This window comes from Mesorhizobium sp. M1348 (assembly GCF_040317925.1).
Taxonomy (GTDB): Bacteria; Pseudomonadota; Alphaproteobacteria; order Rhizobiales; family Rhizobiaceae; genus Mesorhizobium.
Genome location: NZ_JAMYLH010000016.1, coordinates 24,472 through 39,321, shown reverse-complemented (window position 1 = coordinate 39,321; position 14,850 = coordinate 24,472). Strand labels below are relative to the sequence as shown.

General features: G+C 61.0%; 16 protein-coding genes. 2 read left to right on the top strand and 14 right to left on the bottom strand.

Annotated elements, in window-relative coordinates; genetic code table 11:
- Positions 1 to 2: 2 nt before the first annotated feature.
- The 7 genes from NKH13_RS23405 to eno all read right to left on the bottom strand — a co-directional run bounded on the left by NKH13_RS23405 (position 3) and on the right by eno (position 6,825).
- Entirely contained in the window at positions 3 to 641 is a 639-nt protein-coding gene (locus tag NKH13_RS23405; RefSeq protein ID WP_352914683.1) for an SGNH/GDSL hydrolase family protein, read from the bottom strand.
- Complete coding sequence (locus tag NKH13_RS23400; protein ID WP_352719505.1) at positions 638 to 1,057, bottom strand: hypothetical protein; 420 nt, start codon at positions 1,055 to 1,057, stop codon at positions 638 to 640. The genes NKH13_RS23405 and NKH13_RS23400 overlap by 4 nt, the downstream gene beginning before the upstream one ends.
- A 17-nt stretch (positions 1,058 to 1,074) precedes the next feature.
- Entirely contained in the window at positions 1,075 to 2,445 is a 1,371-nt protein-coding gene (locus NKH13_RS23395; protein ID WP_352466156.1) for a pyruvate dehydrogenase complex dihydrolipoamide acetyltransferase, read from the bottom strand.
- A gap of 18 nt (positions 2,446 to 2,463) precedes the next feature.
- Positions 2,464 to 3,867 (bottom strand): pyruvate dehydrogenase complex E1 component subunit beta, encoded by a 1,404-nt coding sequence (locus NKH13_RS23390; RefSeq protein ID WP_352466155.1) that lies wholly within the window; start codon positions 3,865 to 3,867, stop codon positions 2,464 to 2,466.
- Positions 3,868 to 3,882: 15 nt separating this feature from the next.
- On the bottom strand, positions 3,883 to 4,923 hold the full coding sequence (pdhA, locus tag NKH13_RS23385; protein ID WP_352507419.1) for a pyruvate dehydrogenase (acetyl-transferring) E1 component subunit alpha: 1,041 nt from the start codon (positions 4,921 to 4,923) through the stop codon (positions 3,883 to 3,885).
- Positions 4,924 to 5,094: 171 nt separating this feature from the next.
- On the bottom strand, positions 5,095 to 5,415 hold the full coding sequence (locus NKH13_RS23380; RefSeq protein WP_352719506.1) for an FtsB family cell division protein: 321 nt from the start codon (positions 5,413 to 5,415) through the stop codon (positions 5,095 to 5,097).
- Positions 5,416 to 5,550: 135 nt separating this feature from the next.
- Positions 5,551 to 6,825: a phosphopyruvate hydratase gene (gene eno, locus NKH13_RS23375; RefSeq protein ID WP_352719507.1), complete on the bottom strand. Its 1,275-nt coding sequence runs from the start codon at positions 6,823 to 6,825 to the stop codon at positions 5,551 to 5,553.
- A gap of 213 nt (positions 6,826 to 7,038) precedes the next feature.
- On the opposite strand from eno, the gene NKH13_RS23370 reads away from it, so the two are divergent.
- Entirely contained in the window at positions 7,039 to 7,161 is a 123-nt protein-coding gene (locus tag NKH13_RS23370) for a hypothetical protein (RefSeq protein WP_084642452.1), read from the top strand.
- Between the two features lie 67 nt (positions 7,162 to 7,228).
- Here NKH13_RS23370 and NKH13_RS23365 read toward each other — a convergent pair whose 3' ends face one another.
- The 5 genes from NKH13_RS23365 to NKH13_RS23345 form a co-directional block, all read right to left on the bottom strand.
- Entirely contained in the window at positions 7,229 to 7,594 is a 366-nt protein-coding gene (locus tag NKH13_RS23365; RefSeq protein ID WP_023675091.1) for a PRC-barrel domain-containing protein, read from the bottom strand.
- A gap of 122 nt (positions 7,595 to 7,716) precedes the next feature.
- Positions 7,717 to 8,568: a 3-deoxy-8-phosphooctulonate synthase gene (gene kdsA, locus NKH13_RS23360; protein ID WP_352719508.1), complete on the bottom strand. Its 852-nt coding sequence runs from the start codon at positions 8,566 to 8,568 to the stop codon at positions 7,717 to 7,719.
- The gene (locus NKH13_RS23355; protein ID WP_352719509.1) at positions 8,565 to 9,449 is read right to left on the bottom strand and encodes a VOC family protein; all 885 of its coding nucleotides are present in this window, start codon (positions 9,447 to 9,449) and stop codon (positions 8,565 to 8,567) included. Before NKH13_RS23355 ends, kdsA begins: the two co-directional genes overlap by 4 nt.
- Positions 9,450 to 9,545: 96 nt before the next feature.
- Entirely contained in the window at positions 9,546 to 9,833 is a 288-nt protein-coding gene (locus tag NKH13_RS23350; protein ID WP_254817185.1) for a Dabb family protein, read from the bottom strand.
- A gap of 103 nt (positions 9,834 to 9,936) precedes the next feature.
- A complete protein-coding gene (locus NKH13_RS23345; protein WP_292655342.1) occupies positions 9,937 to 10,071 on the bottom strand; it encodes a hypothetical protein in 135 nt (44 codons plus the stop codon).
- A 185-nt stretch (positions 10,072 to 10,256) separates the two neighbouring features.
- On the opposite strand from NKH13_RS23345, the gene NKH13_RS23340 reads away from it, so the two are divergent.
- Complete coding sequence (locus NKH13_RS23340) at positions 10,257 to 11,246, top strand: glycerophosphodiester phosphodiesterase family protein (protein WP_502909231.1); 990 nt, start codon at positions 10,257 to 10,259, stop codon at positions 11,244 to 11,246.
- 86 nt (positions 11,247 to 11,332) lie between these two features.
- On the opposite strand, the gene NKH13_RS23335 is transcribed toward NKH13_RS23340, so the two are convergent.
- Together NKH13_RS23335 and NKH13_RS23330 are read right to left on the bottom strand one after the other, a co-directional pair.
- Complete coding sequence (locus NKH13_RS23335; protein WP_352914678.1) at positions 11,333 to 13,312, bottom strand: bifunctional 2',3'-cyclic-nucleotide 2'-phosphodiesterase/3'-nucleotidase; 1,980 nt, start codon at positions 13,310 to 13,312, stop codon at positions 11,333 to 11,335.
- 131 nt (positions 13,313 to 13,443) lie between these two features.
- Complete coding sequence (locus NKH13_RS23330; RefSeq protein ID WP_352719530.1) at positions 13,444 to 14,709, bottom strand: NAD(P)/FAD-dependent oxidoreductase; 1,266 nt, start codon at positions 14,707 to 14,709, stop codon at positions 13,444 to 13,446.
- Positions 14,710 to 14,850: the final 141 nt, after the last annotated feature.

Genomic DNA, 14,850 nt, shown 5'->3' with positions numbered 1-14,850 from the left:
CTTCACAATTCCAGCATGAGGCGCACGAGCGGCGCCAGCGCGTGCCCGATGTTCCGCGTATTTTCCGCGTCGAGATGGACGCCGTCGAGCGGCGTCGTTTTGGCCACCGAGCCGGCATCGAAGAAGCCGCAGCCGGCTTCGTCGGCAAGGGCGGAATACTGCGCCGCCAATCGCAGCGAGGCCTCATCGCCGCCGGCGAACATTTCCTTGAATTCGGCATTCTCCGTGCGGCTGACTACGGGCGGTGCGACGATCAGGATCTGCGGCGCCGGCCAATCGAACGGGTAATCGTGGCCGAGCACGATATCGATCAGGCGTTGCATGCCTTGCTTGGCCGCGACCGGATTGCCGTGAATCCACGGCTTCATATCGTTGGCGCCGAGCATGATGATGATCAAATCGATCGGCGCATGCGTCGTCAGGATTGTTGGCAACAGCCTTGCGCCATTGCGGTCCGCCCCGGCCAAGTGATCGTCGAAGGCGGTGGTTCGGCCATTCAGGCCTTCGGCGATGACCTCGACGCCGCTGCCCAATGCCGCCTGCATCACGCTCGGCCAGCGATCTTCCAGCGGATGCCGGCCGAGGTTTGCCGCGTCATAGCCCCAGGTAAGCGAATCGCCGTAGCAGAGGACCGTCTTCATGTGGCTGCCCCGCCGAAACCTGGTTGCGAGCGCCCCAATCGCCAGCGCACAAAAAGCCACTGGACCAGAACCGTAGCGATGCCCGGCAGGACGAGACCGGCGACGATAGGAAGATCGCTCGACCACTGGCGGTTGCCCGGCGGCTGGGAGAAAGTCCAGCCGATCAGAGCAACTCCAATGAGCACAAAAAATGCTACCCCTATGATCGCCGTCAGTTTTGTTGCCCGTCGTGGATCCGACATGAATTGTGCGATGAAGAATGCGAGCGTCGCGAAGATGGTGACGAGAGCCGAGATCATGAATACAAGGATGTACTCCACGTCGGCATTGGTGGCGACGGCGAGCCACTGCACCACCAATCCGCCGGCCAAACCGGAAAGGAAGAAGGCAAAAAGGCTGGTGAAGAATTTCCGCACCGCCCTGTCCCCTTCTCTTAGACCAGCATGCCCATTGGATTTTCGATCATACGCTTGAAGGCGACGAGCAGCTCGGCGCCGAGCGCACCGTCGACTGCGCGGTGATCGGTCGACAGCGTTACCGACATGATTGTCGCGATCTTGATCTCGCCGTTCTTCACCACTGCGCGTTGCTCGCCGGCGCCAACCGCCAGGATCGTCGCATGCGGCGGGTTGATGACGGCAGAAAAATCCTTGACGCCGAACATGCCGAGATTGGACACCGCCGTGGTGCCGCCCTGATATTCTTCCGGTTTCAGCTTGCGGCTGCGGGCGCGGCCGGCAAGGTCCTTCATCTCGTTGGAGATGACGGACAGCGTCTTTTCGTCGGCACGCCGGATGATCGGGGTGATCAGGCCGCCGGGGATCGACACGGCAACGCCGACATCGGCGTGCTTGTGCTTGACCATGGCGTTTTCTGTCCACGACGCATTGGCATCCGGCACCGCCATCAGCGCCAGGGCCAGAGCCTTGATGACCATGTCATTGACGGAAAGCTTGTAGGCCGGCGTTTCGCCTTTCTCAGTCTTCTTCACCGGGGCGGCCGCATTGATCTGCGTGCGCAGCGCCAGAAGTGCGTCGAGCTCGCAGTCGAGCGTCAGATAGAAATGCGGAATGGTGGTCTTGGCCTCGACCAGCCGGCGCGCGATGGTCTTGCGCATATTGTCGTGCGGGACAAGCTCGTAGGAGCCTTCGGCAAATAGTTTGAGCACCTGCTCGTCCGACATCGCCTTGGGTGCCGTGGCCGCAGATGCCGGAGCGCCGGCGGGCGCCGCTTTTGCTGCTGGTGCCGTCTTGGCGCCGCCACTGGAAATTGCGGCATCGACATCGGCCTTTACCACGCGGCCGTGGGGGCCGGAGCCGGTCAGCGCCGCGACATCTATACCGGCTTCGCTGGCAATGCGCCGGGCCAGCGGCGAGGCGAAGATGCGCTCACCGTTTGCATGGCCGTTGGCGACCGGCGCCGCTTCCGCCTTAGGTAAAGCAGGCTCCTGCTTCGGCGCTTCGGGCTTTGGTGTTTCAGCTTTGGAGGCGTCCGCTTTCGGAGCCTCAGCCTTTGCCGGCGCAGCACCGTCACCGCTTTTCGCGGCGGCCGCCGCATCCTCCCCCTCGGCCGCCAGCACCGCGATCAGCGCATTGACCTTGACGCCTTCAGTGCCGGCCGGAACCACCAGCTTGGCAACCGTACCTTCGTCGACGGCTTCGACTTCCATCGTTGCCTTGTCGGTCTCGATCTCGGCAATCACGTCGCCCGGCGAAACCTTGTCGCCTTCCTTGACGAGCCACTTGGAAAGGTTGCCTTCTTCCATCGTAGGCGAAAGCGCCGGCATGGTGATGTTGATTGGCATTTTGTCCTCCCACCCTGCTCAGCGATACGTGACGGCTTTGACCGCCTCGACGACCTCGCCGACATTGGGCAGCGCCAGCTTTTCGAGGTTCGCCGCATAGGGCATCGGCACGTCCTTGCCGGCAATGGTGATGACCGGTGCGTCGAGGAAATCGAAGGCGCGCTGCGAAACCTGATTGGCGATATGGTCGCCGACCGAGTTCTGCGGAAAGCCTTCCTCGACCACCACCAGGCGATTGGTCTTTTTGACCGAGGCGATGATCGTGTCGAAGTCGAGCGGGCGGATGGTGCGCAAGTCGATGATCTCGGCGTCGATGCCCATGCCGCGCAACTCCGCCTCGGCCTTGATCGCGTAGGTCATGCCGATGCCGAACGAGACGATGGTCACGTCCTTGCCGGATTTGTGAATGCGCGCCTTGCCGATCGGCAACACGAAATCATCCATCTTCGGCACGTCGAAGGAGTGGCCGTAAAGGATTTCGTTTTCGAGGAAGATGACCGGGTTCGGGTCGCGGATCGCCGCCTTAAGCAGACCCTTGGCGTCGGCGGCGGTATAAGGCATCACCACCTTCAGGCCGGGAATATGGCTGTACCAGGCGGCATAGCATTGCGAATGCTGCGCGGCGACGCGGGCAGCCGCGCCGTTCGGGCCGCGAAAGACGATCGGGGCGCCCATCTGGCCGCCGGACATATAGAGCGTCTTGGCGGCCGAATTGATGATCTGGTCGATCGCCTGCATGGCGAAGTTGAAGGTCATGAATTCGACGATCGGCTTCAAGCCGGCCATCGCCGCGCCAACACCAACGCCGGCAAAGCCGTGCTCGGTGATTGGCGTGTCGACCACGCGCCGCGGACCGAATTCCTGCAACAGGCCTTGCGTGATCTTGTAGGCGCCCTGGTACTCGGCAACCTCCTCGCCCATGACAAAGACATCGCCGTCGCGGCGCATTTCCTCAGCCATTGCGTCGCGCAATGCTTCACGCACCGTGGTCGAGATCATTTCGGTGCCGGCCGGGATGTCCGGATCGGCGGCAATTTCCAGCTTGGGCGCGGCGGCAACAGGTGCTGCCGCTTCGCTCTTGGTCGGCGCAGCCGCGGGGGCCGGAGCGGCAGCGGGCGCTGCTGCTTGCGCCTCAACAGCCTCCTCGCCGATGCCTTCGCCTGCCTCGTCGATGTCTTCGCCATCGACGGCCAGCACAGCGATCAGTGTGTTGACCTTGACACCCTCAGTGCCGGCAGGAACCACGATCTTGGCAAGCGTGCCGTCGTCCACGGCTTCGACTTCCATCGTTGCCTTGTCGGTCTCGATCTCGGCAATGGCGTCACCGGCCGCGACCTTGTCGCCCTCTTTCTTCAACCACTTGGAAACATTACCCTCTTCCATGGTCGGCGAGAGGGCGGGCATGAGAATTTCGATCGGCATGTCCTTGCCCTCTCGTTAAAGTACGATATCGGTCCAGAGCTCGGACGGATCCGGCTCTGCGTCGTTCTGGGCAAATTCTGCGGCGTCGGCGACGACGTCGCGGACTTCCTTGTCGATGGCCTTGAGCTCGTCCTCGCTTGCCCATTTTTTGTCGAGCAGCCGCGCTTTGACCTGCTCGATCGGGTCACGTTCGGAGCGCATTTTCTGCACTTCTTCCTTGGAGCGGTATTTTGCCGGATCCGACATCGAATGGCCGCGGTAACGATAGGTCTGCATTTCGAGAATGAGCGGCCCGTTGCCGGCGCGGCACCATTCGGCGGCGAGGTCGCCGGCTGCCTTTACGGCGCGCACATCCATGCCGTCGACCTGAATGCCTGGAATCTTGAAGGAGGCGCCGCGGTGCGAAAAATCCGTTTCGGCCGACGAGCGCGAGACCGAGGTGCCCATGGCGTAGCGGTTGTTCTCGATGATGTAGATCACCGGAAGCTTCCACAGCGAGGCCATGTTGAAGCTTTCGTAGACCTGGCCCTGGTTCGCGGCGCCATCGCCGAAATAGGTCAGCGTCACATTGTTGTTGCCGCGATAGCGGTTGGCGAAGGCAATGCCGGTGCCGAGCGACACTTGCGCGCCGACGATGCCGTGGCCGCCGTAAAAATGCTTCTCCTTGGAGAACATGTGCATCGAGCCGCCCTTGCCTCTGGACAGGCCGCTACGGCGCCCGGTCAGTTCGGCCATGACGCCGCGCGGCGACAACTCCATGGCCAGCATATGACCATGGTCGCGATAGGCGGTGATCATCTGGTCGCCATCGATCAGCGCCATCTTCATGCCGGTAACGACCGCTTCCTGGCCGATGTAGAGGTGGCAGAAACCGCCGATGAAGCCCATGCCGTAAAGCTGGCCGGCCTTTTCCTCGAAGCGGCGGATGAGCAGCATGTGCCGGTAGGCGGCAAGCTCCTGGTCCTTGGTGAATTCAACAGGCTTTGGGGTGGAAAGGCCCGGCGTTTTGCCGTCTGATTTGGATTTGGCAGGCGCTTTTCTGGTGGCGGTGGCCATGCATCACTCCCTGTTGGCGTCTCTTGGCGGACAGCGAGGGAGATCAGTTCTCCCACCGATTTGAGGCAGGCTAACATGCAGGGAAGGCTTTCGCCATGCCGAAAACGCATGGCTGTCATGCATCTAAGCAATTAAAATCATTGCAAATATCGCTGATTAACTGAAATCAGGTTACCTTGCGGCCGGCAGCATGATGGTGATCTCGTCGGCGTGTGACAGATTAAGCGCCTTGCGCGCCTGCTCGTCCAGCATGTCCTTCTCCAGCGTGCCCTCATGCATCAGCTGAACGCGGCGCTCTAGATCGATCCGGCGCGCCTTGACGGCATCGAGCCTGCCCTGCAATTCGGCAGTCTCAGCTTCGAGCTGATACTTGGAATAGATGCCGAACTCGCCATGATAGGCATGGAAGCCGAAATAAGTCAGGAACACCACGCAGAGCGAGGGGATGATCAGCCGGCCGGTGTTTCTTTGCTTATGCTGGCGTGTCCACATGGTCCGAATCCTCTACGCCGCCTTTGTCGCCCGATTGTGCTTAATGGACGGTTACGGATTGCTGGATTCGGAGCCAGGAAGCAAAAAAGGGCGGGAATGTCCCCGCCCTCGCCGCCACGGATTTTCTCTCGAAAATCAGCTTTTCACGATCGACTTGCCGGCATATCGCGCCTGCTTGCCGAGCTCCTCTTCGATGCGGATGAGCTGGTTGTACTTGGCCATGCGATCCGAGCGTGACAGCGAGCCCGTCTTGATCTGCCCGCAATTGGTGGCAACGGCGAGGTCGGCGATGGTCGAATCCTCGGTCTCGCCCGAGCGGTGCGACATCACCGCGGTATAGCCGGCCTTGTGCGCGGTCTCGACGGCGTCGAGCGTTTCGGTAAGCGAGCCGATCTGGTTGACCTTGACCAGAATCGAATTGGCGACACCCATGCGGATGCCGTCGCGCAGCCGCGCCGTGTTGGTGACGAACAGATCGTCACCAACCAGCTGCGTTTGCTTGCCGATGAGATCAGTCAGCATTTTCCAACCGTCCCAGTCATCCTCGGCCAGGCCGTCCTCAATGGTGATGATCGGGTAGTCGGCAGCGAGTTTGGCCAGATATTTGGCCTGCGCCTTCGGGTCGCGGGTTTTCCTCTCGCCTTCATAGACGTAGTTGCCATCCTTGAAGAATTCGGTCGCCGCGCAGTCGAGGCCTAGTGCAACCTCCTCGCCAGGCTTGAAGCCAGCCTGCTCGATCGATTCCATGATGAAGTCGAGCGCGGCCGGCGCGCTCTTCAGGTTGGGGGCAAAGCCGCCCTCGTCGCCGACATTGGTGTTGTGGCCGGCGTCCTTCAGCTTCTTTCGCAGCGTATGAAAGATCTCCGAGCCCCAGCGCACGCCGTCGCGCAGTGTCGGCGCGCCGATCGGCAGGATCATGAATTCCTGGAAATCGATCGGGTTGTCGGCATGCGCGCCGCCATTGATGATGTTCATCATAGGCACCGGCAGCACATGGGCCTTGGTACCGCCGACATAACGGTAGAGCGGTAGGCCGGCCGCTTCGGCCGCGGCCTTGGCCACCGCCAGCGACACGCCGAGGATGGCATTGGCGCCGAGCCGGCTCTTGTTGGCCGTACCATCGAGCTCGATCATGGTCTGGTCGATATGGATCTGATTCTCTGCCTCCATGCCGCCGATCGCCTCGAACAGCTCGCCGTTCACCGCCTCGACCGCTGTCAGCACGCCCTTGCCGAGATAGCGGGGGCCGCCATCGCGCAGTTCGACTGCCTCATGCGCGCCGGTCGAGGCGCCGGACGGCACCGCGGCGCGACCCATCGAGCCGTCTTCGAGCACGACGTCGACCTCGACGGTCGGATTTCCGCGGCTGTCCAGGATTTCACGCCCGACAATGTCGATGATGGCCGTCATTGCGATGTCCCCGATTGATCGATTGAAGCGTCGCGCACCTCTTAGCCAAAGCGCCGCAAAACGCAATCGGGGCAGTTGCAAATATTGCCCCGCGCCCATTGCCGCTCTTGGGATTCACGAAGCACAAAGCGCTGTCATCATTTGTCATGCGCCGCATGCCGGTTTCTGGTCTATGGCTGTTGTCGCGCGGGGCGAAACAGGAGGAGTTTCGCCATGTCCCAGTTGAGCGGTATTGTGAGTTTGTTCCTGATTGCGGCTGCGTTCCTGACGTCGTGCGACAATCAGCAACCCCCGCAGGGATCGTCGCCTTTGCCGGCCCTGCAGATTGCGCAGTAGCATCCCGCCACCCACATCGAAAGGCCCCCGATTTCCGGGGGCCTTTTTTTGATTCCAGGAGACTTAGTCAGTGCCAGTAAGGCTCGACCTTGTAGTAGTTGTATGAGGCGTCACGCGCGGCCTCGCCGTCGGCGCCGGTCAGCTCGTTGATCGAATAGGAAGGAGCGGCCATCAGCTGGTCTTTGGTGAACGGCACGACATAGCCGCCCTTGTTCTCGTCATAGTCAAGGCTCGCCCACGGAATGGCGTGGTATTTTTCGCCGATGCCGAGAAATCCGCCAAAACCGATCACGGCAAACATGATTCCGTTCGACAATTTGTCGAGCATGACGTCCTCGATGTCGCCGATATGAGTGCCTTCCGTATTGTAGACCGATGTGCCGATAACCCGCGAAGCGGCGATGGCTTCGGTGTGTCCCGTCTGGGTCGTCATGGTGTGCTCCTCGTCGTCGTTGACATTAGATTTTGACAATGAGGGCCGCGGGCTAAGGTTCCAGGCGGGTTCGAAATTCTTCAAAGTTTTCTTGGCGGCGCTGCTGTGGCGCAACTGCTGGTTCAACCCACGCTTTTGGCGATGCGATCGAACGCCATCAGCCGTTCAAGCAATGCGGGAAGATCCTTTAGCGGCACCATGTTGGGACCGTCGGAAGGCGCGTTGTCGGGGTCCTGGTGCGTCTCGATGAAGACGCCGGCGACGCCAACCGCGACGGCCGCGCGCGCCAGCGTCTCGACAAAGCGCCGGTCGCCTCCAGACGAACCGCCCTGCCCACCCGGCTGCTGCACGGAATGGGTGGCATCGAAAATCACCGGCGCGCCGATCTCGGCCATGATCGGCAGCGCCCGCATGTCGGACACCAGGGTGTTGTAGCCAAAGGATGCGCCGCGCTCGGTGACCAAGACATTGGCGTTGCCGGAGCCGATAATCTTGGCGACGACGTTCTTCATGTCCCACGGCGCGAGGAATTGGCCCTTCTTCACATTGACCACCTTGCCGGTTCTTGCAGCAGCAATCAGCAAATCGGTCTGCCGGCTAAGGAAGGCAGGAATCTGCAGGATATCGGCATGCGGAGCGACGATCGCGCATTGTTCCTCAGTGTGGACGTCGGTCAGGATCGGCAGCGAAAAATTCTTGCGCAAGTCGTCGAAGATCGGCATTGCCGCTTCAAGTCCCGCACCGCGCGTGCCGCCAAGAGACGTGCGATTGGCCTTGTCGTAGCTGGTCTTGTAGACGAGCCCAATGCCGAGCCTTTCGGTCAATTCCTTTAGCGCACCGGCCATGTCGAAAGCGTGCTGCCGCGATTCCAGCTGGCATGGACCGGCGATTAGCGACAGGGGCGCACCGTTGCCGAAAATGACCTTGCCGATCGCAACGGAGGAATTTGGCATCAGTGGATTGAGCTTGTTCATGCGATCTCCCGGAAGATGAAGGCTGAGCCCTGGCCTGGCGCCGGCGGCACGATGATATCACCGCCGCGCATGTGGTGTTCGACGGAATTGGCTGCAAGCAGCTTGGCGACGGCATCGCCGTGCCAAATCGAAAAGACGATCCCAGCAAAGCGGAGTTCAGATGGCACGCCGGCAGGAATGCCGAAGCGTGCCGAATAGGCTGCAGGATCCAGAACGGTCACGACGGCATTCGGCAGCTCATAGACAGTGCCGCCCTGCGCCTTGATCCCGGCTGCGATCGAAATCACATTGCGTTGTTCGAAGGGTTCGCCACTGACTGCCACGATTTCGACAATGCCGGTTGCGCCATTGGCGTGAGCCTGCAACGCAGTGCGGTCGACGTTCGGCGCATTGATCCGCTCGCAGGCGAAGAGAAAAGCGTCCGTTGCCTTGCCTGTAGCCGCGAAGGCCAGTTTGAACGATGCGGTGTCGCTCTTTCCCGCCGCATCGGTGAAGGCGCGCGAAAAGCTGAGCATGTCTCCCGCCGACAATCCGGCTTCCATGTAGCGCGCGTGGTCCGCGGCGGCGCTTTCGGTGCCCAGCGCCACGGCAGAAAATCCTTCATCGCCGTTTTCTTCGCGATAAGTGCGATCACGCGCGACAAAGACATTGCGGTTCGCGATCGCCGTTGCCACGGCCTGTCTGTCGGCGACCGCGAGCGGCTCGAGATAGGTGCCGTCGGGGAGGAAGACACAGCAGTTTTCCGTTCCGAAAGAGTGGATACCTGTCGGCGCAACGGTAAAGCCGAGCAAGGTCAAGCGCGCCCGTGCAACATCGAGGCTCGCGGTCGGCAGCACCAGGTGATCGAGCGGATGAGGGCTTGCGGGGGTGTTCTCGGTCATGTCCCGCGCGGTGTGCCTCATTCCTGAAAATGGTTCAAGGGCTTAGCCGGCGACTCAGCGGCAAGACCACATCAGGGCGCAGGGGACAGCAGCTCGTCAACTTGCAACGATGTCGGCCGAATAACGCAATTCGCGCAGCGGTTTGACCCGGCTGGTCGTCTCTGCATAGAGCGGATGCGCCTTGTAGGCGGCGAGCGCCGCTTCGTCCTCGAACTCGGCGTAGACGACCACATCAATCTCATCCGAGAGCGGGTCGACCTTGGTGTTGAGCGTTACCTCGAAATGACGCGAATGAGGTATCTTGCCAAGCGCCAGGAGACCCGTGCGCACTGCCTCGACATCCGCTTTATGCCGTGCGCTGAAGAAAACGATATGCCGGATCAACCCAGCCTCCTCGACCGTTGGACCGGCGTTCTTTTGTGTCAGCGGGAGCGTGCCGTCAATCGGCAGGTTTGTCGCGTCGGCGAACCGTGGCAACGAAGAGAAACTACACCATGCTGGTTACATAGTGCACGATGCGGGTCACCTCCCTCACCGTCCTGTCGAGGTAGCGGCCTTGGTTGTAAATGCCGTCCCAGATCAGGAAAAAGGTGACGGTCGTGATGACGATGACATAACGCATGACTAAAACTAGCGCATATGGGTGGTTGCAACCATAGCGATTCCGGCCCTGCTGAGACCCTCCCCCGAATTTTAGCGGCCTTTGGTCTGTATGCCGCGCTGCCTGCTGGCCAGAATGGCGCTACCGCTGCAGGGCGCCTTGGAAAGATAACCCCTGTCGGTTTCGACGACCGCTTCAGGAATCATATCATGCGCAAACGGACAATCTCCCTCGTTGCAATTCTTGTCGCTGCAGGCGGCATCTGGCTCAACAACACCTCGCTGCTGTCGAGCCGGCCGGGCGGCACCCCTTCGGTGCTTGCCCATCGCGGCCTGGCTCAGGATTTCGACCGTACCTCGGATCGGAAACATGCACGGCATGCTCGCATGCTGACGCTGCGCCATTCCTTCCTCGAAAACACGATACCCTCGATGGAAGCCGCCTTCGCGCTCGATGCGGACGCGCTCGAACTCGATGTCCATCCCACTACGGACGGCAAGTTCGCCGTCTTCCACGATTGGACGCTGGATTGTCGCACCGACGGCAAGGGTGAAACGCGCAGCCATGCAATGTCCGAATTGAAGACGCTCGATATCGGTTATGGCTACACTGCCGATGGCGGCAAGACCTTACCGTTTCGCGGCAAGAGTGTCGGCATGATGCCGTCGCTAGATGAAGTCTTACAGCGCTTCCCGAACCGGCGCTTCAATATCAACATCAAAAGCAACGATCCCAAGGAAGGCGAGATGCTGGCCGCCTGGCTCGCCACATTGACGCCGGCCGAGCGCGCCAATCTGACGGTCTATGGCGGTGACAGGCCTATAGAAGCAGTGAAGGCAGCGTTGCCGGATATGCACACGCTGAGCCGCGCATCCCTGACGCGCTGCATTCTTCGCTACGCTGCGCTCGGCTGGAGTGGCTACATTCCGCATGCCTGCCGCCAGGGCACTTTGCTCATTCCCGTCAACGTCGCGAAGTGGATGTGGGGCTGGCCCGATCGTTTTCTCGACCGTATGGACAGCGTCGGCAGCCGCGTCTACCTGCTCGGTCCCTATTCCGGTGGCGAGTTTTCACAAGGCCTCGACGACCCCGCCTCGATCGACCAACTGCCGGACGATTATTCCGGTGGGATTTCGATGGACGCGCTGGATCTGGTCATGCCTGCCGTCAAGCGGCGTTTCGCACCACCTGCTTGAAGAGACACCTGTCTCAAACGGATTGGCCGTATCGGGACAGTATCTTAGCGCTGAGACAGTTTCGAGCCGACGCTCAAATCCTCGCCTCAAAGAGTGACGCGGTATTTTGCAAAGCCTGCTTCGCCCTCGCCCGCCGGCTCGATCTTCAGCGACTTCACCTGCGCAATAAACTCCTTCGCCTTGGCGCCGGTCTCGAACATGACGCTGGTTCCCGGTAGTGGCGCAAACGACCAGTTGGCGTCCGCCGACGGGTTGATGGTTCCTTTACTGATAATGTAGCGCACGATCACGTCGCGGTTGGTGTCGGGCGCTTCGTAGATGATCTTCGAGGCATTGACCTCCGGGAAATTGCCCCCGCCGCCGGCACGGTAGTTGTTGGTGGCGACGACGAATTTCCGCTTGGGATCAATTGGTTTGCCGTCGAATATCAAGTCAATGATGCGGTTCGAGCCGGCATTCACCAGCCCACCCTTCGAATCATATTTCGGTGGCTGCGACAGATCGATCTTGTAGGTGACGCCGTCGATCACGTCGAAATTATAGGATGGGAAGTCGGAGTCGATGAGCGCCTGGTCGGCTATGCCCGGTTCGATCCGGTTGAAGATGCCGGCCGACATTTCCAGCCATTCCTTCACTTCTGCTCCGGTGATTTCGACGGCGCGCACCGTGTTTGGATAGAGGTAGAGATCGGCGACGTTCTTGATGGCGATATCACCCACCGGCACGTCGGTGTAATAGTCGGCGCCGTTGCGCCCTCCCGCCTTGAACGGTGCCGCTGCCGACAGCAGCGGCATATCCTTCCACTCGGTGTTCTTCAGGATGTCCTTCAAGTACCAGGTCTGCGCCTGGCTGACGATCTGCACCGACGGATCGTCGGCGACCAGCGCAAAATAGGAATAGAGCGGCGCAGAGGTTTTGCCGACCGGCCGGCGCACATAGGCAAGCGTCGCCTCGTGGTCCTGTTTGAGCGCGTCGACGATGCGCTGGTCGTCAGCGACCGTCGGCTTGTTCGTCTTGTCGACCCGCTCAAAGATAGGCCTGGCCTCAGAGGTCGCCGAGACGATTTTCCACGTCGATCCGTCGCGCTCCAGCAACAGATCGATCAGCCCCATATGCGAGCCCCAGAAGCCGGCCATGACGGCGGGCTTGCCTTGCAACGTGCCCTTCGCCGTATCGACAGCTTCCAGCGACTGAAAGTCCTTCTTGCCAGGGAAGACCAGATGCTGGTGGCCGGTGAACACCGCATCGATACCTTCGACACCGGCAACGAAGAAGGAGGCATTCTCCATCAGGTCGCTTTGCTTCACGTCGATGCCGGAATGGGAGAGCGCAATGACGATGTCGGCGCCTTCTTCCTTCATCTGCGGCACCCACGCCTTGGCCGCCTCGACGATGTCGCGCGTCTTGACGCTGCCTTCGAGATTTTTCAGATCCCAGACCATGATCTGCGGCGGCACGAAGCCGATGATGCCGATCCTGATCGGTTGCTCGGCGCCCGATCCGTCCTTGATCTTCCTGTCGAGGATGACGTAAGGCTTGAGATAGAGCTTGTCGTCGCGCGGGTTCGCGGCAAGCTCCGTGCCGCGGATCAGGTTCGCGCAGACAAACGGGAAATTGGCACCGGCCAGCACCTTGTCCATGAACGACAGGCCGTAGTTGAACTCGTGGTTGCCGAGCGTCGAGCATTCGTAGCCGAGCAGGTTCATGACCTTCATGACCGGATGCAGATCGCCATCCTTCATCCCCCTCTCGTAGGCGATGTAGTCGCCCATCGGGTTGCCTTGCAGAAGGTCGCCATTATCGATCAGCATCGCGTTGGTTGCTTCCTTGCGCACGGCTTCAATCAATGATGCCGTTCGCGACAGCCCCATCGTGTCGTTAGCTTTGTCGGCGTAGTAATCGTAAGGCAGCACGTTCACGTGGATGTCGGTCGTCTCCATAATCCTCAGATGCGCCTGATTGGCTTGAGCCCGGGCGGAGAACGGGTGCAGCATGATCAGCGCTCCGCTGGCGGCGACGCCGGCGAGGAAATCGCGGCGTGAGACGAGGTGGCGCAATTGAGACATTCGTTTTCTCTTTCTTCCACGACGTGACAAGTCCTGCCCGAAGCAAAGCTTCGCGCCGAAATCCAGCCGAGTCCAGAAGCCGATTCCATCAAGAGGAGGTGACGCGCCGATGAGTGTCCGGCGGCGAACAATCAGCCCTTATCGTCGTCGCCCTGGGTGATCAGCCGCGCGCTGCGCTGACCGGTGAAGTAGATCCATAGCCAACTCAGGGAAACCGCAAGCCGGTTACGAAAGCCGATCAGGAAGTAAATATGTGCCAAGCCCCACAGCCACCAGGCAAGCCGGCCGGTGAGCTTGATCCAGCCGAAATCAATGACCGCGGCGCGCTTGCCGATCGTCGCCAGATCGCCGTCATGCCTGTAGCTGAAAGGGCGCGGTGTCGCGTCACCGGCAAGCCTTGCCTTGATCGTTGCGGCGACGTGCCGTCCCTGCTGCTTGGCGGCGGGCGCGACGCCCGGCACCAGCCGGCCATCCGGCCGCAGGACGTGCGCTGCGTCACCGACGACGAAAATCTCCGGGTTTCCCGGCACACTCAGGTCGGGCTCGACAAGCACCCTGCCTGCGCGGTCCGCTGCCGTGCCGAGCCATTCGGCGGCCGGCGAAGCGGCGACGCCCGCCGCCCAAAGAATTGTCCTGGCCGGCAAATGTGTGTCGCCGAAGACGACACCCTCGGCATCGCAGCGTGTAACTGCCCTGCCGAGTTCGACGGTCACGCCGAGCCGTCCGAGCGCCTTCATTGCATAATCGGAGAGTTCGGGAGCGAAATTCGAGAGGACGCGGTCGCCGGCCTCAATCAGCACCACACGCGTCTGCCGCGTGTCGATGTTGCGGAACTCGCCGCGCAGCGTGTCGTGCGCCAGTTCGGCAATGGTGCCGGCCAGTTCCACGCCGGTCGGCCCGCCGCCGACGACCGCCAGCGTCAGCAATGCCTGGCGCTTAGCGGGATCGGTTTCCCGCTCGGCCTGCTCGAAAGCCAAAAGAATACGCCGTCGAATGGTGGTGGCGTCCTCCAGAGTCTTCAGGCCCGGGGCGAACGGCTCCCATTCGTCATGGCCGAAATAGGCGTGCCGCGCGCCGGTGGCCAGCACCAGAGTGTCGTAAGCGACCGTGCCGCCGTCCTGCAGCAGCACGCGCTTGCCGTCGCGGTCGATTCCGGTCACGGTGGCGAGCAGCGTCGTCACGTCATTGCGCTTGCGCAGGAGATGGCGGATCGGCCAAGCCACTTCGGAGGTGGCCAGCGCCGTCGTCGCGACCTGGTAGAGCAGCGGCTGAAACAGATGGTGATTGCGCCTGTCGATCATGGTGATGCGCACCGGCGCGCCGGCAAGTGCGCGGGTGAACTCGAGGCCGCCGAAGCCGGCGCCTACGACGACGACGTGATGGTTGGCTATGTTCATCTCACTCATCCCTCTCGCCAAGGCTGATGTAAGTATCGTTGTGCAGTGCAGCAATACCTGCGCTGCAACTGCTTGGGACTCGTCTCTTGATGTCGTGAATACGCATGCTGCAGGCTCATTCCCGGATATAGCTTACGTCCC